Here is a 24,033-nt window from a genome sequence, read left to right on the forward strand (position 1 = left end):
GCGTTCACGATGAGAATGACAGAGCAAGAAATCGAGAACATTGACTTTAGCCAGGAACAGACCTCCGATTTTCTGCTGCCGCGTCCTGCGGTGCTCAAAAGCTGCGGCTGGGAGCAGATCCATTTTGAACATCATCACCAACCCCAATTCGATACCCCTGAGCATGAAGCAAACTGGCATGTGATTGCTTACTGTCCGCCGAGCACAATCTCTCTAGATGATGAAATGAGATTGGGAGAGCGATGGCTAGACGGCAAACTGAAACGAGAAGCCCGCTACGACGGAGACATTGCTATCATCCCCGCAGGCATTTCGCAGCGATGTAATTGGAGCATCACCGCCCAGTTTACGATCGTGGCAATCGACCCTGCGCTACTTCACCAAGTGGGTCAAGATTGGGTGAATCCCGATCGCATTGAACTCATTCCCTACTTCATGACTCAGCAAGATGCCCTCATTCAAGGCATTGTTTCTACGTTGAGACAAGAAGTGGAGGAGAGTAAAATCGGAGGGCAGTTGTTGATCGATAGCCTCAGAACCACTTTAGCCATTCATCTGCTGCGGAACTACTGCACAATCCAACCAAAGTTATCGAGTGGTGCGGATGGATTATCGAAACTAAAAGTGCAACAAATCAGGGAATTCATCAATGAGCATCTTCACCAAGACATCAAGCTGATTGAACTGGCAGAAATTGCTCAATTGAGTCCCTACCATTTTTTACGTCTGTTCAAGCAATCCACACATCTCACGCCGCATCAATACATTTTGCAGTGCCGGGTTGAGAAAGCTAAATTCCTACTCCAACACAGTCAACTCAGCATTGCAGAGATTGCGAGTCGAGTCGGCTTTTGCGATCAAAGCCATCTGACCCGATGCTTTAAGCGGAACTTGGGTGTGACTCCAAGACAATTCCAGCAAGCGTGAGCGCAAGAATATCCCAAAATCCCGCAACTTTTTTCTAGCCTTCTCAACCGCAAGCTTCCTAAGCTGTTGTCAGTTGCGATTGAAAGTGAGTGCTTGTATGTCTCGATTGAATGGAAAAATTGCTCTGATTACGGGTGGTACCAGTGGAATTGGGCTGGCAACGGCTCAACTGTTTCTACAAGAAGGAGCCAAGGTTGCCATCATCGGTCAAAATCAAGCGCGATTGGAACAAGCTTCTAAACTTCTTGGAACAGAGGTTTTAGCAATTCGGGCGGAGGTACGATCTCCCACTGATTTAGACCGTGCATTGGCTCAGATTGAAGAACGCTGGCACAGACTGGATGTTTTATTTGTTAATGCTGGAATTGCTAAATTCAGTTCACTACTCGATGTAGATGAGGCATTTATCAACGAAACGATGGACATTAACTTTAAGGGGGCATTGTTCACAGTACAGAAAGCCATTCCTTTGATGTCCAAAAACAGCAGCATTGTCTTCAACACCTCAATCAACAATCAGATAGGGATGCCCTATTCAGGTATTTATGCTGCCTCTAAAGCTGCACTACGGTCTCTCGTTCGCGTGTTAGCCGCCGAACTGATTGAACAGGGTATCCGAGTCAATGCAGTAAGTCCAGGCCCAGTAAAAACCTCCATTATCAGCAAAACTGGAATTTCTCAAGAACAGTTAGAGCAAGTGACGACAAAACTTCAGCAGTCAATTCCGCTCAAACGCTTCGGACAACCGGAAGAGATTGCCAAAGCAGTGCTATTTTTAGCCAGCGATGAAGCTTCCTTTGTGCTGGGAGAAGAACTGGTTGTGGACGGCGGTTGGACTGAATTGGGTAGGAGTTAAGAAGATTGACCGCTAGTTACAGAAGAGGAAATGCAAATGTTAAACGAGATGACTGCTCCACTTTGGGGATTAGTGACTTTTATTCTATGGACTATTGCGATCGCGGTTCTGCTCATCGTCGTGAGAATCCGGCATCTAGCAACGGGTGGCTCGATCAAAGACTTCGCCATCCCAAACGATGAAAGCTTGCTTTGGCGGCTTTACCGGGTACACGCCAACTTAGTCGAGAACTTACCTTTATACCTGGGAGTCGTATTTCTCCTGACTGTTCAAGGAACCTCTGGAACTGGAATCGATATCTTAATCTGGATTTACATTGCATGTCGGATGCTACACTCCGTGATCCACATTGCAGGTCTCGATCCAAGATTGCGGCTTTTGAGCTTAGTGATTCAGTTTAGTTGCTTAATTGCCTTGACGACTTTAGCTGTTTTTTAATTGTGCGTTTGCTTCGCAGTTGCGCTTTGCGCTAACTAAAAAGTTAGCCTGTTGGATCTCAACAGCTTGACTTCTTCAACCCATTCTCTTAGTCTTAGGCTTAAAGTGACAGATCGGTCTTCTATGGGAAAAGGCGAGACAACAAAACTTGATATTCTGCAACAGGCAGCCCCGATCTTCAATCAACAAGGCTATGCGGGGGCTTCGATCGCCGCTATCATGCAAGCCGCAGGATTACAGAAAGGAAGAATCTACAACCACTTTGAGAGTAAAGAGCAATTAGCTCTGGAAACATTCAATTATTCGGTGCGTCTAGTGCGTCAACACTATGCAGCGGCATTATAAGGGTCATGATTCTGCACCTAGTCAACTACTTGCCTTTATGACCGTCTTTCAGCAGTTTTTTCGCGATCCTCCCATTCCTAGTGGCTGTCCGTTACTCAATACAGCGATCGAATCTGATGATGCCTTGCTGGGATTGCGAGAACAGGCAAGTCGAGAAATGAAACACTGGCACAGTTGGATTGTTCGCATCATCCGAAGAGGCATCAAACGCGGTGAAATGAATTCGACCGTCGATGCTAAGGCAGCCGCAACGCTATTGATTATCTGTTTAGAAGGCGGATTGATGTTGAGCAAACTCCATCACGATCCGATTCACTTGCAGCAAGCGATCGCCCACTTACGTTCCCTCTGCTTTGGGGCAATTCATCCCACGACTCAGCAATGCCCCTATTCAGCAACGCCAAAATTGGGTCATGCCGCATCTTGCCTGAACTCAAACAACTTGAGCACTTGAGCAATTGTACTATCTTCGATGACCCCAAAAAATACCCCGTCAACGCACCGGAAAGGCGGAATAATGAGGTTATTCGTGTGCGGCTAACCATATTTCCAAATTGCTGATTTCAGAAAAATCTAGCAACGCTTCACTGAGGTCTTCGAGAACGGGGAGCGGCAGACTGGAAAGGCGCGATCTTGTCTCTTCAGAGAGTTCCTGTCCGAGTCGCCGGGTTAAAAGACGGGTCAATAATGCGATCGTCTGTGTTTCCCGTCCTTCTTCTCGCCCTTGTTCTCGCCCTTGTTCTCGCCCTTGCTCCATCGCTTCCTGCCGTGCCGTCATCTCGATCGCATACCAATCTCGGTAAGCCTTCAAACTACTCTGATAGCTACGTTGCTCATCAGGCGAGAAGTTGGCAATCTCCGTCACCTCAAACAACTCCTCAAACACCTCCTCCTGCAACGATGGCGGCGGTGCATCTAGTTGAGCCAGATGCCGAAATAAAAATAACCACTTATCAAAATGACTTTCCAACTGCTCCAACGGTTTCTTGAACTTCGGTAACTCGATATAAATAAACTTGAGTTTCTCGTAAAACACGCGACAGTGCTGATCCTTCAGTTCCACAATGTGCAGCAACGTCTCTTCATGCTTGTGATCATCAAAGATAAAATCTAGTATGCCGACCGTGTAGACCGAGGTGAGTTCGTAGTTCCATTCGCCTTTTTCCGCTTGTTCTTGAATCGGAAAGCTGGCATAGTAAACGCTGCGGTCTTTGAAGAAATTCTGCTTTGCCTTTTGGATTTCGACGATGAAGCGATCGCCGTTCTGGGCTTCACAATAGATATCAAAGATCGCTTTACGGTCGATCGCTGTGTTGCCTGGCTTCTCTGAATTCTTGAACGTCAGATCGCGAATCTGATGGTATTTAGGCAGCAGCGTATTGAGAAAATCGGTCAGCAAATGCTTGTTTGGCTCCGTACCAAAGACCCGCTTAAAACCAAAGTCGGTGAGTAAGCTGATATATCGGTCTGGTAGAGAAAACACCATAGGACTCAGGAGACAACAGGTCGATAGCTCTATTATAGAACCGATCTCAGGTGTGATCGATATCCAGTTTCCACACTGCATCACAACGGCTCAGATCGACAAATCGTTAAATCTGCATCTTTGCAAACGATTTTTCGCAAACAACACGGTACAATTGGGACTTATTTGCATTAAGCGCTTTCTTTCGCGATGACTTCAATTCTACCTAGAGTCTTCAAACCTGCCATTTCGCCTATATTAGGACTCGGTTTAGGTGCGATCGCATTACTCCTCGTCCTAATCTACAGTGTCACTCTTGGTGCAAGAGACATTCCATTACCGACAATTTTGGGATCATTCACAACATTTGACAATTCATTCGATCATCTGGTGATCCAAACTGTGAGATTACCGCGATCGCTAATCGCAATGTCAGTCGGTGCTGCCCTCGCGGTTTCAGGTGCATTAATGCAAGGCTTAACCCGTAATCCACTTGCGGAAACTGGAATTTTAGGGATTGAAGCAGGCGGAGCACTGGCGGTTGTAATTAGCTTGTTTCTGTTTGGTAGTTCCTCGCTAACGGTTTATGCGGGAGTTGCATTTTTGGGAGCCGCGATCGCAGCAATCCTCGTTTATTTTCTCGGTACTCTTGGACGAGGAGGCGCAACTCCGCTCAATTTGACGGTTGCAGGAGCCGCCATATCTGCGTTGATTTCTTCAATCACGACAGCAATTCTAATCGTCAGTCAGCGCACCTTTGAGGAGATTCGCTTTTGGTTGGCAGGATCACTCGCAGGGCGCGATTTTAGCTTGTTCTTGCAGGTCTTACCGTTTCTCGGTGCTGGATTGTTGATTGCATTTTTGCTGGGTCGTCAAATCACAACGATTAGTTTAGGGGAAGATGTTGCAACAAGTTTGGGACAGCAGACTGTTTGGATTAAGATCTTGACGGCAATTAGCATTGTTTTACTTGCAGGAAGTTCGGTTGCGATCGCAGGCCCGATTGGCTTTGTGGGTTTAGTCGTTCCTCATGTGGTGCGATTCTTTATCAAAACAGACTACCGCTGGATTTTGCCCTATTCAGCCGTACTTGGTGCAATTCTACTTTTAGTATCAGACATTGCAGCGCGCGTGTTATTAAAACCTCAAGAGCTTCCCGTTGGCGTAATGACTGCGATCGTCGGTGCGCCGTTCTTTGTCTATCTTGCAAAATCGAAGGTAAAAAAATGAGCGATTGGCGTTCTCCTATCCTTTCGTTTCGGCTCGATCAAAGAGTCCCTGCGATCGCGGCTTTCTTATTAGCAGTCGGATTTGCGGCGATTGTTCTCAATGTTGGACGAGGGGAATACCCGATCGCAGTTCTAGACATTGTAAAAACATTGTTCGGCGTTAATACAGGCAATCCTGATCATGCGTTTGTGATCCAGACATTACGCCTGCCTCGAACCCTGGTTGCCTTCATGGTGGGCGTTGCACTCTCGATTTCAGGAACTATCTTTCAAGGCTTAACCCGCAATGCACTCGCTGACCCTAGCATTATTGGCATCAATACTGGAGCTAGTCTTGCAGCCGTTTCGGTCATTGTCTTGTTTCCAGAGGCTCCAGTCTACGCGCTACCGTTTTCTGCCTTTGGAGGTGCGGCAGTGATGGCAGCCCTAATCTATGGATTGGCTTGGAATGGAGGTAGTTCACCGATTTTGTTGATTTTGATGGGGATTGGATTGTCTGCGATCGCGAGTGCTTTCACCAGTTTACTGATTACCTTTGGCTCAATTTACGATGTCAGTCAGGCTTTAGTGTGGTTAGCAGGCAGTGTTTACGGTCGGACTTGGGAACAAGTGGTTTCGTTTTTGCCCTGGCTGATTGTACTTGTGCCTGCTGCATTTGGGTTAGCAAGACATCTGAATGTACTGAACTTAGGAGAAGACATGGCGAAAGGATTGGGAAGCCGAGTCGAATGGCAGCGCGGATTGCTTGTAATGGTCGCAGTGGGGTTAGCAGGAGCATCAGTTGCAACTGCGGGCACGATCGGCTTTGTGGGTTTGATTGCACCTCATGTAGGACGGCAGATTGTTGGCAATCGACACGAGGGACTGTTGCCGATCTCAGCTTTGATCGGTGGCGTGTTAGTTGTACTCGCCGATTTTGTCAGTCGAACAGTGTTTGCGCCGATTGAGCTTCCCTGTGGAGTCATCACAGCCGCGATCGGTGCGCCGTTCTTTCTCTATTTGCTGATTCGCAATCGTCGATCTTTATATAGCAATCCTAAATGAGTCATGAACAGATTTTTGTCGCTCCGTTCCAGTCCGCTTCGCCCCCTTGTATCGGCTTTAGGAGGACATGACGTTTCTGAAAATTTGGCGCTTCATCACTCTCATTCTCAAAGACAGCAGGTCATAAGCTTTTACCCAATCTTGGTCAAGAGTTTCCCGTTCACGTCAATCTCTTCAGTCGTTTGTTGAAGGGTGCGTTTGCTTAATTCGTTCTGTAGGCTTTCGGGGTCATGCCTGTGAGTTGACGAAACTGTTGACTCAGATGACTATGGCTGCTGAACCCACAGGTCAAAGCAATATCTACGATCGAGCGATCTGTTTGTTTCAACAATTGCTTTGCTCGTTCTATTCTTTGTTGAAGTAAGTATTGATAGGGAGCCATGCCGATCGACTGCTTAAACAAATGGCTGAAGTGAAACTGACTCATCTCCAACAATTGGGCTAAATTGGCAAGTTGAATTTCTTGATGCAAATGGGCATCTACGTACTCTAGCACTTGCAAAAGTTGACGCTGGGGAAGTCCACCGACATAGACGGGAATCTGAGCTTGGGTAGTCGCATACTGTCTAAGTAAATGCACAGCTAGAACATTTGCCAGAGATTCAGCGTACAGCTTGCCACCTAGATTTTCTTGTTGCAGTTCAGTTAGCAGCATCCTGCCGATCGCTTCAATTTGCGGATCGCGAGTCCGAAATTCAAGGCGAAGTTGAAGCTGATCAGAATTACTCGCAAGGGTTTCTCTAGTAACGCGCTCAATGAAACGAGACGCAAGGCGAATTTTTAAGTAATGATCTTCTCCCTCCCAGCGATCATAAAACGGGGTCTTTGCAGGCGTAATGGAAATGTCGCCTTTTCCAAACCTCCCCTGACGAGTCTTGTCTCCCCTCGTTTGTAGCAAGTGAACTGGGCGAGCTGAAAGGGACAAACAGATAATATGCTCATGACTAGAATGACACGTTGTCTCACCGTTCGGATACTGATATTGATCAACCGAAATGTTTTCCCACCCCAGATTTTGGCTAGACAAGCGGGGCAAGCAAGGACTTTTAGGGAGCTGAGTAGGGGTTATCTTCATGATGCAAACCCAATTTGTATAGCTTCAATTGTATTCAGTTCTACAAAATTTTCCAGCAATATTCTAAAAATCGATCGCAAGATCCTGATACTGGCACAAGAATCCGATAGTCGGATGGAAAGCGTTTATCTAAACTAAAAAGGTGATGACTTAACTATGAGTCTTGCAAGGAGTTTTCAATGAATCACTGCGACTTTCATAACTTACGACACCAAAAGAGTGTAAAAGCTTTCTCTATTTCCAAGCGTCTGAAAAGAATGATGTTAGCGATCGCTGTCAAATTGAAGTCAGTTCTATCTTTGATTTGGAACCTTGCATCATCATTGAGTGAACCGCAAGTCCGACAGCGCCGCGATCGCTTTGGTCAAACCTACTTTCAGGTGTATGACCCCGCTACTCGTTGCTCTGCCAGTCTTCACTCAGAGCAAGAACTGCGTCAATGGTTAGAGCAACGATTTTATTGTCGTTAGACAGGTTGTTCGTTCGATTTGAAATCGTGATTGATCAGGAGAAAGTATAGCGCATCTATTACACATTGAAGCTAGAGCAGCTTATCAGCAGGCACTCGCGATCGTGAAACAGGAACCAGAGCGAAGGTTCCTTGAAAAACGCCTGCACGAATTGGGCTGAAAAAGTTTTTTGCGAGGCTGTCGATTTGTCGCTTCACCAAACGACTACTAGATGCAGGCGACAATTTCTGAGCAAATTTTGGAGGCAACCATGAAATTTATCTGTTTGGGATACATGGACGAGACCCAGTGGGTGATCTGTCTGAAGTCGAGCAAACAACACTTGTACTCAAGGGATGAATCACAGGGTAATGGGTAGGTTCGTCAGCTTCAGCTTTGAACCAAGAGATTTGTAGAATCCAACAAAGGAGAGCTATGAAAGTACGTAAAATGTTTGTATTTCCAGCCGCATTGCTTGTAGCATCATTATCTGCAATCATTTGTCAGAAAGCCCTTTCGGAGAAGGCTTACGGCGTTACTTTTTTGAGTGGTAGTGGACCAGTTTTTTCTGACTCTCTGAGACCAGGAAATCGTGTTGTGAGGGTTGACATTAGTAATCACAACAATCTAAATGTCGGATACGATTTAATTGATCAAGGAGACAAAACTGTTGTTGCAAATGGAACAATCAAAGATCAAGGCACTGTATCAAAAACCGCTACTACACTTGCAAGGCGTACATATAAGCTTCGTTTAAGATGCCAAGAACCACGCTGGAATAATACTAAGTGTAGTGCCAGCGGAAACGTAAATTGGTAAGGACAATCACTGGTCTTTTAATTAGTAGTGGGTAGAATCAACAATTTCGTGAGCGTGCAAATATGCCGATATCATGATTACGGATACTAACCATCTTTACCACAAACTAGAAGACCAGTACCTGCTTAACAAAAGTTGAACTCAACTCTTACTTTTGTTGACGTTTTGTAGGGCGTACAACGGTAAGCATGAAATTTGGTAATGCCTTGGTAACCTCGGTCTGCGACCCAAAGCTGTTCAATTTGAGTCGGAAGTTGCGAATCCTTGAATAGTCGGAAGTCATGCTGTCGTCCTTTGCCAAAGGTAGTGCAGACAATCATGCCGCTGAGATAGTCTACGACGACTTGCGCTTTGAGGGTGTGCCAGCGTTGCTTGCCGCTGTAGTAGCGTCGTTGTTTTTTTGGGCGTTCTATCGGACTCTCACTGACATCGACCAGTAGGATGTTCCATTCGGGTTCCGACGAGTACAGAGCTTTCTGACCCGGCAATCGGAACTCCCTGGACTGGATCAAAATGTTCTCAATCTTGCGAACAATGCGCTCCACGCTGGTCTCATGAATCCCCCCTAATCACTGCTCAGGATTCATGCAGGAGGTCTACTGATTCTAGTTCATCAACTGATGTGAAGGTGAAGCAATGCAGCAATGTTCGATTCGCGCAAAGCGCAACTCTGGCGGAACCGCTCAACAATATCATTTAGAAACCAATCGATTGTTTCTACGTCCACTCACTCGTGCAGATGTTCCTCCAATTCAAAACGCTGCAAGTATGCGTGCAGTTGCCGATACCATGATCTCGATTCCCCATCCTTATCCTGATGACGAAGCAGAGCGATACGTATCCAGACAAATTGCACAATTTGAAGCAGGGCAGTCTACCACATTTATCATTGAGCGCAAATCTGAAACAGCATTTTGCGGACTGATTGAGATTCGAGCTATTGAGCGAGAACATGCTCAGGCAGAACTGAGTTTTTGGTTAGCGATCGAAATGTGGGGACAAGGGTACATGAGCGAAGCATTAAAACCTGCGCTTCGTTTCGGGTTTGAAGCATTAGATCTTAATCGGCTCTATGCTTATCACCTAATGCGAAATCCAGCTTCAGGCAAAGTGCTCCAGAAGAATGGATTTACTCAAGAAGGGATACTCCGCCAACGAGTCCGAAAATGGGGAGTGTTTGAAGATGCGAAGTTATGGGCAATGCTTCGACAAGACTGGCAGGATGAAGATGAAACAGCGCATTGTTCTCCTCAAGTAGAGGTGAGTAATGTTCGTTTTCACTTACAAGCTCCAGCTAACATTCGTTCTAGGACTTGCTGCATTATCTGAAGTTCTTCCTCGTTGAGGTGAGCGCCAAAGTATTCTACGATCGCTTCAGAGTAGACAGACCACATCTGCTGCTGCATCGCTAATCCCGCTTCTGTTAGCACTGCATACGTCCCTCGTCGATCGTCGGAACATCGTTCTCGATAGAGCAATCCAGCTTTTTCCATGCGATCAAGCAAATACGTCAGATTGCTTCGACTTAACAGTGCTTTTTCTGCGACCTCACTCAACCGTAAACAGTGATCTGGGGATTCTTTGAGCGTGAGCAGCACATCATACCAATCCATGCTGGGTAGTCCTGCTTGAGAGAACTTTTCGCCGATGCGATCGAGCAGTTTGGCATTCGCGGTAATAAAAAGCCGCCAAAGGGAGTTGCGTTGATTGTCCAGTTCCGGTTGAGAAGTCATACCAAGATTATCGCAAAAAAGTAGTTGAAATTTCAACTAAGGGGTGTTATCTTCAATTTAGTTGAAATTTCAATTATCCAAAATTGAAATACAGGGTTAAAACGATGGCACTCAAATCGCCTCATTCTGCCTGCAAACCTCTAGTTTGTTATCCATCTCCTGCAAAGCTGCTAGGGCTGTTGGCGATGATTCTGACGGTTGTAGCTTGGGCAATCGCTGCCAATGTTGCCAACAGCTTGTTTCTAGTTGGGGTCTCTCCCTTTGAGTTAGCGGGAGTCACCACGATGATCGCTACCTTCGGATTCGCGATTCTCGACAGCTTCTTTGGCAGAACCCAGGCTCAAAAACTCAACGGGCGAGAGTTGGGATTAGGAATCGTTCGGGTGGGCTTAGTGGGTGCAGATTTCTTAGCGATTCAGCGCTTGCCAGTCGCGATCGCAATCGTCCTGCTCTATACTGCTTCGATCTGGGTCGTGCTGTGGACAGCTTTTAGTTCTCGAACTGCGCCTTCTCGATCTCTGTTAGTCGCACTGTTGTTGTCGGTGTTGGGAGTGATCTTAGTTTCTAACTTACTCACCAGCGATCGGCAACAGATCAACGGGTTCGGTCTGGTTATTGGTTTATCGACAGCAGTTTTCTTTGCGGCTTACATCGTTCTGAGTGAGAATCTCAGTACAACTCGCGAACCGATCGGAGTGATGCTCAAAACTTCGGCAGTTGCCAGTCTCGTCTGGTTAGCGTATCAGTTCACTCAAGGATTTCCTAGCAGCCTGCTAACACCAGAGAATTTTCCTAAAGTGTTCTTCATCAGCATTGGCGGAACATTGTTACCCTACTTGCTGTTCTTCTGGTGTATTCAACGAGTTCAAGCAGAGCAAGCTGCGATCACAGCTACCCTTGAACCTGTCGCTGCGGCTGCACTGGCGTGGGTCTGGTTCGATCAATCCCTGACGTTGATGCAAATTACAGGTGGAGTTCTAATCGTGTTCGCTGTCACCTGGATGCAGTTTAAATCTTCAGGCTCAACTTTACTCAAGCATTAACTCTTTGTAGAACCTTCGAGGAGTTTGATCATGGCTCATCTTTTGCATCTCGATACCAGTCCGCGTGGAGAGCAATCCCATTCGCGATCGCTGGCTCAAGAATTTGTAGCAAAGTGGAGATTTTCTCATCCAGATGCAAGCATCACTTACCGGGATCTAGGGTTGAATCCGATTCCCTACATTGATGCTACTTGGATACAAGCAAAGTTCACATCACCAGAGCAATATACGCCAGAATTAGCAACTGCGATCGAGCTTTCAGACAAACTGATTGATGAGCTTTTTGCGGCAGATTACTATGTTCTCTCGACTCCAATGTACAACTTCAGTATCCCGGCAGTGCTGAAATCCTACCTTGATCACATTATTCGACCAAGACGCACTTTTACAGTCAGTGCTAACGGATTTAAGGGATTAGTCACACACAAAAAGATGTTGGTGATCACGGCTCGCGGCAGTGATTTTCGTTCTGGCTCTGACCTTGCTGCATCGGATTTCCAAGAACCCTTTTTGAGAACAGCCTTTAACTTCATTGGAATTACAGAGATTGAGTTTGTCAATGCCAATGGATTGAGAACTGAATTACGAGAACAATCTCTCGTTGAGGCACGCGAGCAACTAAAAGCATTAGCAACGAGTTGGTGAGAAATAAAAGGAGTACAACCATGCCCTTACGTCAATATCAGAATTACGCGAGAAGGAACAACGTCTGAGCAAAAAGCTGAACTGATTAAGGGAGTAACCGAGCTTCTCGTTCAGGTGTTGAATAAAGATCCAGCAATCACATTTGTGCTGATCGATGAGGTTGCGACTGAAGACTGGGGAGTTACTGGAATGTCAGTTCAGGCGTTGCGGCAAACTCAGAATAACCAGGCTGAGAAACCTCCTCAAACTAGAGACAAATCTTTGACCTGAATTGGAAGTACTAGCTAACGCTACATTTATGTCAAAGGTCAATTTTTTATGAACATCTTCATTGTTCTGGCTCATCCTGAACCTAAATCCTTGAATGGTTCTCTAAAAGATCTGGCAGTTTCAGTTCTGGCGAATCAAGGACATCACGTTCAAGTCTCCGATCTTTATCGTATGAACTGGAAAGCGGTTGCCGACGAACAAGACTTTCTGCACGCGCAAACCCACGATCGCTTCAGTTACATTCATGCCTCTAAACACGCTTTTGCTGCGCATACACAAACATCTGACATTGAAGTAGAACAGCAGAAACTACTGTGGGCAGATGCTGTTATCTTTCAGTTTCCAATGTGGTGGTTTTCCATGCCTGCTATCTTGAAAGGTTGGTTTGAGCGGGTGTATGCTTACGGATTTGCTTATGGGGTCGGTGTTCATGAGGGAACTCGCTGGGGCGATCGATATGGTGAAGGCAAACTGATGGGAAGACGCACCATGCTTTCGATTACAGTAGGTGGACGACTACCGCACTACATCGAACGGGGAGTCAATGGTGCAATGGAAGATTTGCTGTTCCCAATCCATCACGGCATCCTCTGGTATCCCGGCATGGATGTACTGCCACCCTTTGTGGTTTATCAAGCCGATCGCCTGACCGCAGAGCAGTATGAAACCGTTGCTCAGGACTATCAACAACGACTGGAAAACTTGTTCACAGATGCACCCATTCCCTATCGCAGTCAAAACGGTGGACACTACGATGAACGGCAAGTTCTCAAATCTGAGTTTGGCAGCGGACAAGGTGGATTACGATTACATCTGCTCCAACCAGACGAAGTTGCGGATCAGCGTCCTCTCCCAAGAAACCGTCAAGCAGGCGAGAGCGCAGCAAGATGGCGGTGAAGTGAAATTGGCTCATACTCAGTAACACTGCAAAATCTGCAAGCTTAAAGTCCTGGTCTAGATATTCGTGAATGTACTCCAACATCTGTAAAAGTGGACGCTGCAACAATTCACCTTCATAGGCAGGAGTTGACTGTTTGGTTTCAGTCATTTGTCTGACTTCTAGCTACATCTTTCTGGTACAAACACATGACAACTCAAACACTGACAATAACGCTACTAAGTCCCTTCGATTTGGCAGGGTTGCCCCTTAAAAATCGAGTAGTAATGGCTCCTCTGACTCGTGGACGAGCAGGCAAGGAGCGCCTCCCCAACGCTTTAATGGCAGAGTATTATGCTCAACGAGCATCAGTTGGATTAATTATCGCTGAAGCGACTGCTATCTCTAAACAGGCGAACGGTTGGCAGAATAGTCCTGGAATTTACTTGGAGGAGCAGTCGCAAGCCTGGAAACAGGTTGTTGATGCTGTTCATGCGAAAGGGACACCATTCTTTCTCCAACTCTGGCACTGTGGGCGAGCGTCTCACAGTAGTTTTCAGGAAAATGGTCAATTACCTGTTTCTGCCTCTGCCATCAAACTGAACGGAAAAGAGATTCGCACTCCCACTGGCAAGCAAGCCGCTGAAACTCCCCGTGCCTTAGAAACAAACGAGATCCCTTTAATCGTTGAAGATTATCGTCAGGCTGCCCAGCGCGCAAAAGATGCTGGTTTTGATGGTGTGGAAATTCATGCAGCGAATGGCTATTTAATTGATCAGTTTCTACAATCAAAAACTAACCACCGCACCGATCGATATGGGAGTAGCCTGGAGAATCGTTATCGTTTTCTCAAAGAAATCGTAGAAGCGATTCTGACAGTGTTTCCTGCTAACCGAGTGGGCGTAAGACTGTCTCCGAACAGCACGTTTAACGACATGGGTTCTCCAGATTTTCGGGAGACTTTTCTCTATGCCGCTCAGCATTTGAATACGTGTGGTCTGGGCTACTTATCTCTGGTCGATGGTCTGTCATTCAATGGCTTTCATGAACTAGGAGAGCCGATGGTTGCGTCCGAATTTCGGAACGTGTTCAAGAATCCAATGATGGTGAACGGTGGCTATACCCAAGAAACCGCTTCGTCTGCGATCGCATCTGGCAACGCTGACTTGGTTGCCTTTGGGCGACCCATCATTAGCAATCCAGACTTGGTTGAGCGGTTTGCAAACGGCTGGTCTTTAAATCCACCCGCCGACCCCGGTGTTTGGTATTCCTTCGATCAAGAAGGCTATACCAACTTTCCCACCTATCGCGCATCCTAAGAGGAAATCTAATCATGCCTAAAGTTGTCAAGTTCTATGAATTTGGTGAACCTGATGTTCTGAAGCTCGAAGAAGAACCACTCCGCCAACCTCAAGCGGGAGAAGTCCGCATTCAGGTGCAGGCATTGGGTCTTAACCGCGCCGAGGTGATGTATCGCACCAATAGTTACCCTGAGCAAGCCCAATTCCCGTCTCGCATTGGCTACGAAGCAGCAGGCATTGTGGATGCGATCGGGGAGGAAGTAACCAAGTTTCAGGTGGGCGACCCTTGCGGTATCTCCGTAGGAGCGCGCGTCAGCACCATCCCCGGATTCAGCCTGAATCAATACGGTGTAGCAGGTGAAGTTGCTATCGTGCCAGCGACTCGCATCGCCAGATATCCAGAACAGTTCTCGCCAGAGGAAGGGACATCCATTTGGATGCAGTATCTGACTGCTTACGGAGCACTGGTTGAATTTGGCAAACTCAAACAAGGCGATGTCGTTGCGATTACCGCAGCCAGTAGCAGTGTGGGTATCGCTGCGATTCAAATGGTTAACGATGCTGGAGGAACAAGTATTGCAATTACCCGCAAGGCAGACAAGCGAGAAAGACTAATTCAGGTAGGTGCTCAACATGTCGTCATTACTGACAAAGAAGATATGGTTGAGCAGGTCAATACAATCACAAATGGCAAGGGTGCAGAGATTGTGTTTGACCCTGTGAGTGGGTCTTACTTGGAAAAATTAGCGGACATTGTTGCACCGGAAGGTCTGATTATGGAATATGGTTGGCTGGCTGAAGGAACGCCCGTCTTTCCAGTGGTTGCTGCGATCGTCAAGGGCTTTCGGGTACAAGGCTTTCATCTGGGCTATCATGTCACCGCTTACCCGGAGCGGTTGCAGGCAGGAATTCGCTATGTCAACCAGCGATTGCAGTCAGGAGCTTTTCGTCCGCTAATTGCTGAAAAACGATTCACCCTCGATCAAATTGTTGATGCCTATCGATACATGGAGTCGAACGAGCAACTGGGGAAAATTGTGATTTCAGTCTGACACACCTCAAAAAACTCTCGAAACCCCGATTCTTGCATCTTTTTTAGGTGAAAACCCATGACGGCTCAAACACTTGCTAAAACCTTACTAAGTCCCTTTGATTTGGCAGGGCTGCCGCTGAAAAACCGCGTGGTCATGGCTCCTTTGACTCGTGGACGAGCAGGCAAGGAGCGCCTCCCCAATGCTTTGATGGCAGAGTACTATGCTCAACGAGTTTCAGTTGGTTTGATCATTTCTGAAGGGGCTACCATCTCGAAACAAGCAAATGGTTGGTTGAATAGTCCTGGAATTTACTTAGAGGAACAGGCGCAAGCCTGGAAACAAGTTGTCGATGCAGTTCACGCGAAAGGTGCGCCATTTTTTCTGCAACTTTGGCATACTGGACGAGCCTCTCACAGTAGCTTTCAGGAAAATGGTCAATTACCTGTTTCTGCCTCTGCAATCAGACTTAAAGATGAATACATTCATACTCCAGTTGGCAAGCAACCCTATGAAACGCCCCGCGCTCTGGAAACGAACGAAATCTCTTTGATCGTGGAAGATTATCGGCAGGCTGCTCAGCACACTCAAGATGCTGGTTTTGATGGAGTGGAAATTCATGCAGGTTATGGCTACCTGATCGATGAGTTTTTGCAATCTAAAACCAACCATCGCATCGATCGATATGGAGGTAGTCTAGAGAATCGCTACCGCTTCCTCAAAGAAACTGTCGAGGCGATTCTCACAGTGTTTCCTGCTAACCGAGTGGGAGTGAGGCTGTCTCCAAACAGTACTTATAACGACATGGGTTCTCCAGATTTCCGAGAAACGTTTCTCTATGTTGCTCAGCAGTTGGATCGGTATGGTCTAAGTTACCTGGCTCTGATCGATGGACTGGAGTTCAACGGCTTTCATCAGCTAGGAGAACCGATGGTGACGGGCGAATTTCGTGACGTATTTCAGGGTGCAATCATGGCGAATGGTGACTACACGCAAGAGACTGCCTCAGCCGCTATTAAAGATGGCAATGCTGACTTGATTGCCTTTGGGCGACCGATGATCAGCAATCCAGATTTGGTTGAGCGGTTTGCCAATGGCTGGTCTTTAAATCCACCCGCCGACCCCGGTGTTTGGTTCTCCTTTGATAAAGCAGGCTACACCGATTTCCCGACTTACTCATGACATTCCAAACTAGAAAAACTGAATGAATTATGTCTTCTCAAACTGTCATTATTACAGGTGCCGCAACTGGCTTAGGCTACGCAATTGCTGAAAGTTTTCTCAGCGCTGGAGCGAACGTAGTACTGAATGGTAGAACATTCTCAAAGCTCGAAATTGCAGCCCAGAAACTGAATCAGGTGGATCGCGTCCAGGTTGCAGGTGACATAACCGAGCCTGCATTTGCGTCTGAGCTTGTTGCTAAGACCGTTGCTAGATTTGGTAGAGTCGATGTCCTGGTTAATAATGCAGGTATATTCGCCAGCAAGCACTTTACTGACTATACGATCGATGAACTCGATCAATTTCTGACCTACGTTCGTGGCACCTATGCACTGACTCAGGAAACCGTCAAACAGATGCGATTAGCGCAAAGCGCAACTCCGAAGGAACCGCAAGGTGAGGGGGGAGCCATTATCAACATCAGTACCATTCTTGCTTTCAATGGAATTAAGGCTCTGCCTTCTTCTGCACCAATCATGGCGAAAGCAGCAATCACAGCGATGGTCAAAAACTTGGCGATCGAGCTAGCCGCAGACTGAAGTGGGCCCGTAGGGTTGGACAAAAGATAGATGGGGAATAAGCTACAGATCTAGGTCATGAATCCATCACGTTGGTAATCTAGAACCTATTCGATCTTTCGATTCATTGGTGTTCACACTCTTTAGATTATCACAATACACTTCGTTTGGTGTTTTGTATTCTAATCCTTGATGTGGACGCACTTGATTATACCAATTCATCCACTGTTTCACTTCCTGTGTCAAGTGTTGCCCGTTCTCAGATGACTTCAGGTAAATCAACTCATACTTCAAACTCCTCCATAACCGCTCAATAAAGATGTTGTCGTGACAGCGCCCTCGTCCATCCATGCTGATTTGGACATTCGCTGCTTTCAGGCAGTCGGTGAACACATTTGCCGTAAACTGTGCCCCTTGATCGCTGTTGAAGATCTCTGGGCAGGAATAGCCCGATAAGGCTTCACTCAACGCCTCGACACAGAAGTCCACGTCTAGCGTGTTGGAGATGCGCCACGATAGAACCTTTCGACTGTACCAGTCCATCACTGCCACCAGGTAGAAATGCCCTTTGGCTCCCGGAAGATAAGTGATGTCGGTACACCACACTTGATTGGCGCTCGTGATGGCAAGTCCTCTCAATAGATCAGGATAGACCCGATGCGCGGGATGCGCTTTGCTCGTGTTTGGTTTGGGGTAGATCGCAAACAACCCCATCTGCCGCATCAGGCGTTGAACTCGCTTTCGATTCACTTGGTATCCGCATGATCGTAAGAAAACAGTCATCTTGCGGCTGCCGTAAAAGGGCGTTTCCAGGTACTGCTCATCCAGCAACCGCATGATCGCTAATTCTTCTTCTGAGGGCGGCAATGCCTGGTAATAGAAACTCGACTCCTTGCGGGTATCTCGAAGAGCGCTTGCAATCTGTAATAGCTCACACTGGCTAGCAATGCTTAACTCGCCATGACAGCGATCTACCAGGGCTTTTCGCTCAGCAATCCCAAGCGTGCCGACCTGTTGACTAAAAAATCCCGCTCCACCTTTAACTGCCCGATCTGCCGATACAACTCGTCGATCTGAGCGCTCGTTTCTGGTTCGATTTGGCTCACTTTGCCCCCACGCTCAAACAACTCACTCGCGCCCGCTAAAAGCTGTCGTTTCCACCCGTGGATCATCGTCGGATGCACACTGTGTTGACTCGCAATCTCGGCAATGGTTTTCTCTCCTTTGATCGCTTCAAGCGCGACTTTCGCTTTGAATTGGGCGCTATGCTGTTTGCGTTTATTTTGGCTCATCTTCCACTCCTATCATGGGTTGGCGGTTTAGAGCTTATTCACCTGTCCAGTTTCTTGGTTCCACTTCAGACAATATCCGAATCAATGCTGTCGCTCCTGGCATTGTTCTGACTCCCTTATTGGGTGATGTGGATGATGAAGCACTGGCTCGCTTGAAACAGCAACAACCGCTTAGAAGAGTGGGCACACCCAAAGATATTGCTGATGCCGTTTTATATCTAGCGAATGCAAACTGGGTGACTGGCGTAGTTCTTCCGGTTGATGGTGGCGTTGCTGCGGGTGGTGATGGAACTAGCAACCTTAAGCTTGTCACAAGACTTGACATAGCCCACAATGCTCTTTCGTCTGAATCAATGCTTTCGGGTTTACGCAGTCAGGAATGAGGCGTTTTGTTGATTACTCAAGCGCCTGCCGTAAATTTTTTAACGCATAGGAGAAAACAATGTATCGATCGAGAAAGTTTTTTGCTCTCGGTGGCTCTGCTATTACCGCATCCGTCTTAGCGATCGCCGCCGCATCTATTGCTGCAAACCGAGTAGAGACATACCAGAATGCTGTAACCAAATTTTGTCTAGACAGCAATGATTTTCGGCAAGTCTACACCCATCCCTGCGGCGGCGAACACCAAAAGTGGGAGGTCATTCCCAAAGGCAGAAACGTGCGGAACCTCAAGAGTGTCGCAACCAGATCTTGCTTGGACAGCGATGACAATCGGCGAGTCTACACGCATGGATGTAACGGTGGCGCTTACCAGAAGTGGGAGGTCATTCGCCGCGGCAATGCAGTCGTGTTCAGGAATATGCAAACCAAGTTTTGTCTAGACAGCAATGCTGCTCGCCAAGTCTACACCCATCCTTGCGGCGGCGATTACCAAAAGTGGCGCTGATAATGTCGCTCACATTCAATCGAGGTGAAATTATGTTTAGAATCATCCTTTGTTCAATGCAACAAGGCTTAGGAGTACAAGTTGCGTTTCTGAGTCTACTCCTAGGAGCGATCTCAATTCCGAATGCTGCGGCTGAACTGCCACAAGATGCGATTAGCGCAGAGCGCAAGTCCGAAAGAATCGCAGTAACACTGATGGATGGTAGAACCGCTTTCACAAATCCCCCTTCTTTAGTCAAGGCTTCAGCAAGTTATTCTCAGCAGGCGATGCCATCTCAATACACCTTCACCATCCGCATCTCCGCGAATGCAGGCGCTCCTTTACAAGCAGTCAAGCTGTCTTCAGATGATCAGATTCCGGTTCAGTTTGATGTCAACAATATTCACGCTTATGCAGGAGATCGAGCGAAAGGGCAAGCACTAACACTGGCAAAAGTTGGAGGAAATCAGCCTGCGAATGCTAAAGATACGGTTGTTGCCTTTGATCCGCCCATTCAACCAGGAAACACGGTGACGATCGCGATCGATGTTCCCCGCAATCCCAGCCAAGGTATTTACCTCATTGGTGTTACCGCCTATCCGACTGGAAGCAATCCGATGGGACAGTTTCTAGGATTTGGTCGCTTCAGCTTCTACTCGAATCAGTAAAATGTTCTGGACAAAACTCGATGTCGATCGACATCGCCTGAACCTTGAATGGATCAACGCTCTAGAGTCGGTGATACAGGAGGTAAAACTGACATGAATGACAATCTTCCTCGCAAGGCATATCAAGCCTTTAACACCCGTGATATTGATACCGTTCTATCTCTCCTGCATCCGGATGTTGCCTGGGCAAATGGCATGGAAGGTGGGTATGTGCATGGACATGCTGAAGTGCGTGATTACTGGAATCGTCAGTGAAGTTTGATTGATCCACACGTTGAGCCGCGACGCTTCACAGCCGATGAGACAGGGCAAACGGTGGTTGATGTTCATCAAGTGGTGTGTGATTTGGACGGCAATGTGATTGTGGATCAAAGGGTTCAGCATGTGTATGTGATCGAACAGGGTTTAATCAAGCGCATGGAAATCCAGTCAATTGACCAGTAGATTGAGTGGCGAACTTGCAGCTTAACAAAAGGCAAAAGGAACCAAGTTGATTTAGTACAATTGCACTGCTATTATATGATCGTCTCCCAGCCAAGCTGAATTAAAGTACCGCTCTAAATCTAATCTGCCCGCTTTCAAATCAACTTATGGAGGGTTCAGACATGGACAACAATCCCAGTATTCTCTCCCACGTTTCGATCGGCACCAACGACTTTGAACGAGCGATCGCGTTTTACGATGCTGTTTTGTCCCCACTCGGTTGCAAGCGACTGATGGAACATCCAGGTGCGATTGCGTATGGCAAACAGTACCCCGAATTTTGGGTGGGAACCCCGTTTGATGGACAGCCCGCAACCGTTGGCAATGGCACTCATATCGGCTTCATCGCTCCCACGAAAGAAGCTGTCCATGCCTTCTACGAAGCAGCACTCGCAGCAGGTGGCAGAGACGAAGGTGCGCCCGGTAGCAGACCCGACTACAGTGAGCCATACTACGGTTGCTTTGTGCGCGATCCAGATGGACATAAGGTAGAAGCTGCTTTTTGGGATGAACAACTTGAGCAAGAACTGAACTCCAGCAAATCTGCGTAAGCTGAACCACTAAACAATTCCATTCAACTTGTAAAAGAGGAATTAACTATGACCAAATTCATTCCTGATGGTTTTCATACCGTGACTCCTTATCTCACCGTCCAAGGCGCGAATCAACTGCTTGAATTTATGAAGACTGCCTTTGATGCTGAGGAAATTCTCTGCATGAAACAACCGGATGGCACGATCAGACATGCAGCAGTGAAGATCGGTGATTCGATGATTGAACTATCCGAGGCAAAGGCAGAATGGACACCGATGCCTGGAGCGATCCACCTTTATGTAAGCGACACTGATGCGGTTTATCAGCGCTCACTTCGAGCAGGTGCAACTTCACTACAAGAACCAACGGATATGTACTACGGTGAGCGGGGCGCTGCTGTGAAAGATGCTGTCGGCAATCACTGGTATATTGCCACTCATTTGGAAGATTTATCTTCAGAGGAATTGGCAAGGCGAGAAGCAGTTTTCGCACATCAGTCACACTAAACTCTTTTCGTCATTTCAGTCAGTCTTGGAGGTTGTATGTCTGACGTTCCCAACATTATCCACATGAACGCTCTGGAATGGAAGGAGGAAAATTACTCTGAACATTACACGGGTTGGTCAAAGCGACTATCTTCGCCTGCGATGGATCGCGATCGAGGTCACATTGGGGTGAGAGTCGATCGGCTGCGTCCTAAAACGCTCTCCTGTCCTTTTCATTACCATATGCACGAAGACGAATTTTGTCTAATTCTCAAAGGCAAAGCGACACTTCGGTATGGTGATCGAACGATCGAAGTCAAAGAAGGGGATGCGATTTCATTTCCACGCGGAGAACGAGTGGCTCATCAGTTCTACAATCACACCGATGAGCCTGTAGACATTCTTATGGTGGGCGAAAATCTGCCGCACGAGGTGTGTTATTACCCAGACTCGGACAAATGGATGGTGAGTTCGATCGAGAAAGTCGGCAAGTTCGAGAACACCGATTACTGGACGGATGAACCTGATCCCCCTATCTTGAAATCTCAGCCATGACTGTTCAATGAAATATGGCAACGGTGTCACTTGAAGCGTGGATCGATGACTAATTTTTTTATCTTTTCGCTGCTGCTAGTCGCGAGGATTTTTGGAGAAGAAAAGATGTTAGTCGAAGAATTAGAAGGGTACGAAGCGTACAAAACCAAAGTGAAGTGTAGACTTCTTCCTCTAGTCTGGTAATTCGATCGAAATCAAGGGAACTGTGACTGACTCTACTCAAAACATGGTACACAAAATCGTTGGAGAATGATCAACGTGACAAACCCAAACGCTTTCATCTTACGAGCCGAGCAAATTGCTGCCGATCAACAAAGCTTTTCTCACCCCTGGAACTCGAACTCTGAACTATCAGGAACTCAACTGGGGCATAAAGTCGGGCTACAGCGCACAGGAGTCAATTTCATCCGAGTGCCGCCTGGTAAAGAATCGTTTATCTATCATTCCCATCATCGCGAAGAAGAATGGATTTTCATCCTATCAGGGTTTGGCATTGCAGAAATTGATGAAGTAGAATTTGAAGTTGGTGCTGGCGATTTTATGGGATTTCCAACGCCCTCTGTTGCTCATCATTTGAGAAACACAGGCAACGAAGATTTAGTGTATCTAGCAGGAGGAGAAAATCTGGATGTCGAAATTGCTGATTTTCCTCGGCTGAAAAAACGAATGCTTCGACAGGGAGAAACCGTCGAAATTTATGATTTCTCCGATGCGAAACCCTTTGAACCAATAGAAACATAACCCCAGAATGCAGGGAGCCTGCGACCTTTTGTGATAGCTAATCTGTTTCTAGGGTGCATTGCTATGTTGATCGTTTGGCAAGGCAGAGCAACTCATAAAGTGGTTGGGCGAACACCCTTCGCGTGAGCCGCAGGCACCGATGCAAAGTTGATTTATCTGTACCCAGTTGCATCCGCAGGCTTGCCCATTGCTTCTACTTCTTGGATATAGCGCCATGCATCCGGCTGAGAGCCATCAATGTCAGTAAAGTCATAAACCTGCGCCAGTTGACCACTGGAAAGCGCTTGTTCATTCCAGCGATCGACCCTTGGATCACCTGCGAGATGGGCAACCGCCCGCCCAATATAATGCGGCGTTTCCGAAATCACAAAATGCGGTTCCTTTGCGGTTGCCTCCTGCCAATTCGCTTCACTCACGCCAAAATGGTCGAGCATCAGTTCTGATCGTAGCCATCCTGGTGTTAACGCCACTGCCGTACCCTGATAGGGTCGAAGTTCTTGCGATAATCCCCATGCCATCCGAATAATCGAAGTTTTGGCAAGATCATAGAACAGCGATAGCCGATAGTTCTGCTGGTTATAGTCTGCCGTTCCGTCTGTTACTTCAACCACCAAGCCGCCAGGCTTCTGGATTAAGAGCGGCAGAGCAAAATGACTTGTGATCAAATGGGTGTCGATCGCGGTTTTTAGCAGTCGCAATCCCTTCTCTAGAGAAAGCTCCCACATGGGCTGGTTAAACTCTGTCCAATGTTCTCCACCAATATCGTTAACGAGAATGTCGAGATGACCTTGCTCTTGTTTGATGCGTGTAATGAGCGATCGCACTTGTTCAGGGTCGAGATGATCCACCTGAATTGCAATTCCTTTTCCACCTGCCTGATTCACCAACTCTGCTGTTTCTTCAATGGTTTCAGGGCGATCGTATTCTGATCGCTGTGTAGAAGTACTACGTCCAGTCACATAAACCGTTGCTCCGGCTGCCCCAAGTTCGACCGCAATCCCTCGACCTGCGCCGCGAGTGCCACCAGCGACGATCGCAATCTTATCTTTTAATGGTTGCATAATGCCTCCTCAAAATTGTTCTGGACAATGACACTTGCTTGTCCGCTGATACTGACAGCATAA

Annotated in this window: 33 protein-coding genes; 27 read left to right on the top strand and 6 right to left on the bottom strand. The window is 47.1% G+C overall.

All coding sequences use genetic code 11. The features are described from left to right. Nucleotides 1-9 precede the first annotated feature (9 nt). From ACKFKF_RS13445 to ACKFKF_RS13465, 5 genes are all read left to right on the top strand, one after another. Nucleotides 10-927 (top strand): helix-turn-helix domain-containing protein, encoded by a 918-nt coding sequence (locus tag ACKFKF_RS13445; RefSeq protein WP_446860325.1) that lies wholly within the window; start codon nt 10-12, stop codon nt 925-927. Nucleotides 928-1,024: 97 nt separating this feature from the next. Continuing rightward, nucleotides 1,025-1,783, top strand: a complete 759-nt coding sequence (locus ACKFKF_RS13450) for an SDR family oxidoreductase (RefSeq protein ID WP_446868167.1) — start codon at nt 1,025-1,027, stop codon at nt 1,781-1,783. Between the two features lie 36 nt (nt 1,784-1,819). Next, nucleotides 1,820-2,221 carry an MAPEG family protein gene (locus ACKFKF_RS13455; protein ID WP_446868168.1) on the top strand — a complete coding sequence of 134 codons (402 nt, stop codon included), beginning with the start codon at nt 1,820-1,822 and terminating at the stop codon, nt 2,219-2,221. A gap of 123 nt (nt 2,222-2,344) precedes the next feature. After that, a complete protein-coding gene (locus tag ACKFKF_RS13460; RefSeq protein WP_446868169.1) occupies nt 2,345-2,566 on the top strand; it encodes a TetR family transcriptional regulator in 222 nt (73 codons plus the stop codon). Next, entirely contained in the window at nt 2,550-3,020 is a 471-nt protein-coding gene (locus ACKFKF_RS13465) for a TetR family transcriptional regulator C-terminal domain-containing protein (RefSeq protein ID WP_446868170.1), read from the top strand. The genes ACKFKF_RS13460 and ACKFKF_RS13465 overlap by 17 nt, the downstream gene beginning before the upstream one ends. A gap of 69 nt (nt 3,021-3,089) precedes the next feature. Here ACKFKF_RS13465 and ACKFKF_RS13470 read toward each other — a convergent pair whose 3' ends face one another. Then, nucleotides 3,090-4,052, bottom strand: a complete 963-nt coding sequence (locus ACKFKF_RS13470; RefSeq protein WP_446868171.1) for an Rpn family recombination-promoting nuclease/putative transposase — start codon at nt 4,050-4,052, stop codon at nt 3,090-3,092. A 189-nt stretch (nt 4,053-4,241) separates the two neighbouring features. Here ACKFKF_RS13470 and ACKFKF_RS13475 point away from each other — a divergent pair, with 189 nt between their 5' ends. Both ACKFKF_RS13475 and ACKFKF_RS13480 read left to right on the top strand, forming a co-directional pair. Beyond that, complete coding sequence (locus tag ACKFKF_RS13475; RefSeq protein ID WP_446868172.1) at nt 4,242-5,261, top strand: FecCD family ABC transporter permease; 1,020 nt, start codon at nt 4,242-4,244, stop codon at nt 5,259-5,261. Then, nucleotides 5,258-6,304: a FecCD family ABC transporter permease gene (locus ACKFKF_RS13480; protein ID WP_446868173.1), complete on the top strand. Its 1,047-nt coding sequence runs from the start codon at nt 5,258-5,260 to the stop codon at nt 6,302-6,304. Before ACKFKF_RS13475 ends, ACKFKF_RS13480 begins: the two co-directional genes overlap by 4 nt. A 202-nt stretch (nt 6,305-6,506) precedes the next feature. On the opposite strand, the gene ACKFKF_RS13485 is transcribed toward ACKFKF_RS13480, so the two are convergent. Beyond that, the gene (locus tag ACKFKF_RS13485) at nt 6,507-7,202 is read right to left on the bottom strand and encodes a helix-turn-helix domain-containing protein (protein ID WP_446868174.1); all 696 of its coding nucleotides are present in this window, start codon (nt 7,200-7,202) and stop codon (nt 6,507-6,509) included. A 356-nt stretch (nt 7,203-7,558) separates the two neighbouring features. Between ACKFKF_RS13485 and ACKFKF_RS13490 the strand changes: the two genes are divergently transcribed. Next, entirely contained in the window at nt 7,559-7,849 is a 291-nt protein-coding gene (locus tag ACKFKF_RS13490) for a hypothetical protein (RefSeq protein ID WP_446868175.1), read from the top strand. Nucleotides 7,850-8,263: 414 nt separating this feature from the next. Beyond that, on the top strand, nt 8,264-8,647 hold the full coding sequence (locus ACKFKF_RS13495) for a hypothetical protein (protein WP_446868176.1): 384 nt from the start codon (nt 8,264-8,266) through the stop codon (nt 8,645-8,647). Nucleotides 8,648-8,772: 125 nt separating this feature from the next. Here the strand turns inward: ACKFKF_RS13495 and ACKFKF_RS13500 are convergent, their stop codons facing one another. Beyond that, nucleotides 8,773-9,192: a transposase family protein gene (locus ACKFKF_RS13500; protein ID WP_446860315.1), complete on the bottom strand. Its 420-nt coding sequence runs from the start codon at nt 9,190-9,192 to the stop codon at nt 8,773-8,775. A 91-nt stretch (nt 9,193-9,283) separates the two neighbouring features. Here ACKFKF_RS13500 and ACKFKF_RS13505 point away from each other — a divergent pair, with 91 nt between their 5' ends. After that, on the top strand, nt 9,284-9,976 hold the full coding sequence (locus tag ACKFKF_RS13505; RefSeq protein WP_446868177.1) for a GNAT family N-acetyltransferase: 693 nt from the start codon (nt 9,284-9,286) through the stop codon (nt 9,974-9,976). On the opposite strand, the gene ACKFKF_RS13510 is transcribed toward ACKFKF_RS13505, so the two are convergent. Further along, the gene (locus ACKFKF_RS13510) at nt 9,925-10,380 is read right to left on the bottom strand and encodes a MarR family winged helix-turn-helix transcriptional regulator (protein WP_446860313.1); all 456 of its coding nucleotides are present in this window, start codon (nt 10,378-10,380) and stop codon (nt 9,925-9,927) included. The genes ACKFKF_RS13505 and ACKFKF_RS13510 overlap by 52 nt on opposite strands. A gap of 104 nt (nt 10,381-10,484) precedes the next feature. On the opposite strand from ACKFKF_RS13510, the gene ACKFKF_RS13515 reads away from it, so the two are divergent. The 8 genes from ACKFKF_RS13515 to ACKFKF_RS13550 all read left to right on the top strand — a co-directional run bounded on the left by ACKFKF_RS13515 (nt 10,485) and on the right by ACKFKF_RS13550 (nt 17,307). Beyond that, nucleotides 10,485-11,423: an EamA family transporter gene (locus tag ACKFKF_RS13515; protein ID WP_446868178.1), complete on the top strand. Its 939-nt coding sequence runs from the start codon at nt 10,485-10,487 to the stop codon at nt 11,421-11,423. A 30-nt stretch (nt 11,424-11,453) separates the two neighbouring features. Further along, nucleotides 11,454-12,068, top strand: a complete 615-nt coding sequence (locus ACKFKF_RS13520) for an FMN-dependent NADH-azoreductase (protein ID WP_446868179.1) — start codon at nt 11,454-11,456, stop codon at nt 12,066-12,068. A 36-nt stretch (nt 12,069-12,104) separates the two neighbouring features. Continuing rightward, on the top strand, nt 12,105-12,338 hold the full coding sequence (locus ACKFKF_RS13525; RefSeq protein ID WP_446868217.1) for a tautomerase family protein: 234 nt from the start codon (nt 12,105-12,107) through the stop codon (nt 12,336-12,338). A 48-nt stretch (nt 12,339-12,386) separates the two neighbouring features. Beyond that, on the top strand, nt 12,387-13,235 hold the full coding sequence (locus ACKFKF_RS13530; RefSeq protein WP_446868180.1) for an NAD(P)H-dependent oxidoreductase: 849 nt from the start codon (nt 12,387-12,389) through the stop codon (nt 13,233-13,235). A 189-nt stretch (nt 13,236-13,424) separates the two neighbouring features. Further along, on the top strand, nt 13,425-14,534 hold the full coding sequence (locus tag ACKFKF_RS13535; RefSeq protein WP_446868181.1) for an alkene reductase: 1,110 nt from the start codon (nt 13,425-13,427) through the stop codon (nt 14,532-14,534). Between the two features lie 14 nt (nt 14,535-14,548). After that, nucleotides 14,549-15,568: a zinc-dependent alcohol dehydrogenase family protein gene (locus ACKFKF_RS13540; RefSeq protein WP_446868182.1), complete on the top strand. Its 1,020-nt coding sequence runs from the start codon at nt 14,549-14,551 to the stop codon at nt 15,566-15,568. Between the two features lie 57 nt (nt 15,569-15,625). Continuing rightward, a complete protein-coding gene (locus tag ACKFKF_RS13545; RefSeq protein WP_446868183.1) occupies nt 15,626-16,729 on the top strand; it encodes an alkene reductase in 1,104 nt (367 codons plus the stop codon). A 29-nt stretch (nt 16,730-16,758) separates the two neighbouring features. Beyond that, nucleotides 16,759-17,307: an SDR family NAD(P)-dependent oxidoreductase gene (locus ACKFKF_RS13550; protein WP_446868184.1), complete on the top strand. Its 549-nt coding sequence runs from the start codon at nt 16,759-16,761 to the stop codon at nt 17,305-17,307. 66 nt (nt 17,308-17,373) lie between these two features. Here the strand turns inward: ACKFKF_RS13550 and ACKFKF_RS13555 are convergent. Further along, nucleotides 17,374-18,578 (bottom strand): IS3 family transposase gene (locus ACKFKF_RS13555; RefSeq protein WP_446868185.1). Its coding sequence is split into 2 segments (ribosomal slippage): nt 17,374-18,314 and nt 18,314-18,578, totalling 1,206 coding nucleotides; the frame shifts between segments, so codons are not numbered across the junction. Between the two features lie 14 nt (nt 18,579-18,592). Between ACKFKF_RS13555 and ACKFKF_RS13560 the strand changes: the two genes are divergently transcribed. The 9 genes from ACKFKF_RS13560 (at nt 18,593) to ACKFKF_RS13600 (ending at nt 22,909) form a co-directional block, all read left to right on the top strand. Then, nucleotides 18,593-18,961 (top strand): SDR family oxidoreductase, encoded by a 369-nt coding sequence (locus ACKFKF_RS13560; protein WP_446868186.1) that lies wholly within the window; start codon nt 18,593-18,595, stop codon nt 18,959-18,961. 59 nt (nt 18,962-19,020) lie between these two features. Then, nucleotides 19,021-19,464 (top strand): RICIN domain-containing protein, encoded by a 444-nt coding sequence (locus ACKFKF_RS13565; RefSeq protein WP_446868187.1) that lies wholly within the window; start codon nt 19,021-19,023, stop codon nt 19,462-19,464. Between the two features lie 32 nt (nt 19,465-19,496). Beyond that, a complete protein-coding gene (locus tag ACKFKF_RS13570; RefSeq protein ID WP_446868188.1) occupies nt 19,497-20,111 on the top strand; it encodes a DUF2808 domain-containing protein in 615 nt (204 codons plus the stop codon). Between the two features lie 93 nt (nt 20,112-20,204). Continuing rightward, complete coding sequence (locus ACKFKF_RS13575; protein WP_446868189.1) at nt 20,205-20,366, top strand: nuclear transport factor 2 family protein; 162 nt, start codon at nt 20,205-20,207, stop codon at nt 20,364-20,366. A 3-nt stretch (nt 20,367-20,369) separates the two neighbouring features. Further along, on the top strand, nt 20,370-20,555 hold the full coding sequence (locus ACKFKF_RS13580; protein ID WP_446868190.1) for a hypothetical protein: 186 nt from the start codon (nt 20,370-20,372) through the stop codon (nt 20,553-20,555). A 161-nt stretch (nt 20,556-20,716) separates the two neighbouring features. Next, entirely contained in the window at nt 20,717-21,145 is a 429-nt protein-coding gene (locus ACKFKF_RS13585; protein WP_446868191.1) for a VOC family protein, read from the top strand. A gap of 48 nt (nt 21,146-21,193) precedes the next feature. Further along, entirely contained in the window at nt 21,194-21,634 is a 441-nt protein-coding gene (locus ACKFKF_RS13590; protein WP_446860298.1) for a VOC family protein, read from the top strand. A gap of 36 nt (nt 21,635-21,670) precedes the next feature. Beyond that, complete coding sequence (locus ACKFKF_RS13595; RefSeq protein WP_446860297.1) at nt 21,671-22,168, top strand: cupin domain-containing protein; 498 nt, start codon at nt 21,671-21,673, stop codon at nt 22,166-22,168. Between the two features lie 258 nt (nt 22,169-22,426). Further along, nucleotides 22,427-22,909 carry a cupin domain-containing protein gene (locus tag ACKFKF_RS13600; protein ID WP_446868192.1) on the top strand — a complete coding sequence of 161 codons (483 nt, stop codon included), beginning with the start codon at nt 22,427-22,429 and terminating at the stop codon, nt 22,907-22,909. A 152-nt stretch (nt 22,910-23,061) separates the two neighbouring features. Here the strand turns inward: ACKFKF_RS13600 and ACKFKF_RS13605 are convergent, their stop codons facing one another. Then, complete coding sequence (locus ACKFKF_RS13605; protein ID WP_446868193.1) at nt 23,062-23,970, bottom strand: SDR family oxidoreductase; 909 nt, start codon at nt 23,968-23,970, stop codon at nt 23,062-23,064. Between the last annotated feature and the right edge of the window lie 63 nt (nt 23,971-24,033).

This window comes from Phormidesmis sp. 146-12, from assembly GCF_052939495.1.

Bases quoted from the DNA above. Each gene is read 5' to 3' on its own strand.
- ACKFKF_RS13445 (WP_446860325.1), top strand. From the start codon at position 10: ATGAGAATGACAGAGCAAGAAATCGAGAACATTGACTTTAGCCAGGAA.
- ACKFKF_RS13450 (WP_446868167.1), top strand. From the start codon at position 1,025: ATGTCTCGATTGAATGGAAAAATTGCTCTGATTACGGGTGGTACCAGT.
- ACKFKF_RS13455 (WP_446868168.1), top strand. From the start codon at position 1,820: ATGTTAAACGAGATGACTGCTCCACTTTGGGGATTAGTGACTTTTATT.
- ACKFKF_RS13460 (WP_446868169.1), top strand. From the start codon at position 2,345: ATGGGAAAAGGCGAGACAACAAAACTTGATATTCTGCAACAGGCAGCC.
- ACKFKF_RS13465 (WP_446868170.1), top strand. From the start codon at position 2,550: ATGCAGCGGCATTATAAGGGTCATGATTCTGCACCTAGTCAACTACTT.
- ACKFKF_RS13470 (WP_446868171.1), bottom strand. From the start codon at position 4,052: ATGGTGTTTTCTCTACCAGACCGATATATCAGCTTACTCACCGACTTT.
- ACKFKF_RS13475 (WP_446868172.1), top strand. From the start codon at position 4,242: ATGACTTCAATTCTACCTAGAGTCTTCAAACCTGCCATTTCGCCTATA.
- ACKFKF_RS13480 (WP_446868173.1), top strand. From the start codon at position 5,258: ATGAGCGATTGGCGTTCTCCTATCCTTTCGTTTCGGCTCGATCAAAGA.
- ACKFKF_RS13490 (WP_446868175.1), top strand. From the start codon at position 7,559: ATGAATCACTGCGACTTTCATAACTTACGACACCAAAAGAGTGTAAAA.
- ACKFKF_RS13495 (WP_446868176.1), top strand. From the start codon at position 8,264: ATGAAAGTACGTAAAATGTTTGTATTTCCAGCCGCATTGCTTGTAGCA.
- ACKFKF_RS13505 (WP_446868177.1), top strand. From the start codon at position 9,284: ATGCAGCAATGTTCGATTCGCGCAAAGCGCAACTCTGGCGGAACCGCT.
- ACKFKF_RS13510 (WP_446860313.1), bottom strand. From the start codon at position 10,380: ATGACTTCTCAACCGGAACTGGACAATCAACGCAACTCCCTTTGGCGG.
- ACKFKF_RS13515 (WP_446868178.1), top strand. From the start codon at position 10,485: ATGGCACTCAAATCGCCTCATTCTGCCTGCAAACCTCTAGTTTGTTAT.
- ACKFKF_RS13520 (WP_446868179.1), top strand. From the start codon at position 11,454: ATGGCTCATCTTTTGCATCTCGATACCAGTCCGCGTGGAGAGCAATCC.
- ACKFKF_RS13530 (WP_446868180.1), top strand. From the start codon at position 12,387: ATGAACATCTTCATTGTTCTGGCTCATCCTGAACCTAAATCCTTGAAT.
- ACKFKF_RS13535 (WP_446868181.1), top strand. From the start codon at position 13,425: ATGACAACTCAAACACTGACAATAACGCTACTAAGTCCCTTCGATTTG.
- ACKFKF_RS13540 (WP_446868182.1), top strand. From the start codon at position 14,549: ATGCCTAAAGTTGTCAAGTTCTATGAATTTGGTGAACCTGATGTTCTG.
- ACKFKF_RS13545 (WP_446868183.1), top strand. From the start codon at position 15,626: ATGACGGCTCAAACACTTGCTAAAACCTTACTAAGTCCCTTTGATTTG.
- ACKFKF_RS13550 (WP_446868184.1), top strand. From the start codon at position 16,759: ATGTCTTCTCAAACTGTCATTATTACAGGTGCCGCAACTGGCTTAGGC.
- ACKFKF_RS13560 (WP_446868186.1), top strand. From the start codon at position 18,593: ATGGGTTGGCGGTTTAGAGCTTATTCACCTGTCCAGTTTCTTGGTTCC.
- ACKFKF_RS13565 (WP_446868187.1), top strand. From the start codon at position 19,021: ATGTATCGATCGAGAAAGTTTTTTGCTCTCGGTGGCTCTGCTATTACC.
- ACKFKF_RS13570 (WP_446868188.1), top strand. From the start codon at position 19,497: ATGTTTAGAATCATCCTTTGTTCAATGCAACAAGGCTTAGGAGTACAA.
- ACKFKF_RS13575 (WP_446868189.1), top strand. From the start codon at position 20,205: ATGAATGACAATCTTCCTCGCAAGGCATATCAAGCCTTTAACACCCGT.
- ACKFKF_RS13585 (WP_446868191.1), top strand. From the start codon at position 20,717: ATGGACAACAATCCCAGTATTCTCTCCCACGTTTCGATCGGCACCAAC.
- ACKFKF_RS13590 (WP_446860298.1), top strand. From the start codon at position 21,194: ATGACCAAATTCATTCCTGATGGTTTTCATACCGTGACTCCTTATCTC.
- ACKFKF_RS13595 (WP_446860297.1), top strand. From the start codon at position 21,671: ATGTCTGACGTTCCCAACATTATCCACATGAACGCTCTGGAATGGAAG.
- ACKFKF_RS13605 (WP_446868193.1), bottom strand. From the start codon at position 23,970: ATGCAACCATTAAAAGATAAGATTGCGATCGTCGCTGGTGGCACTCGC.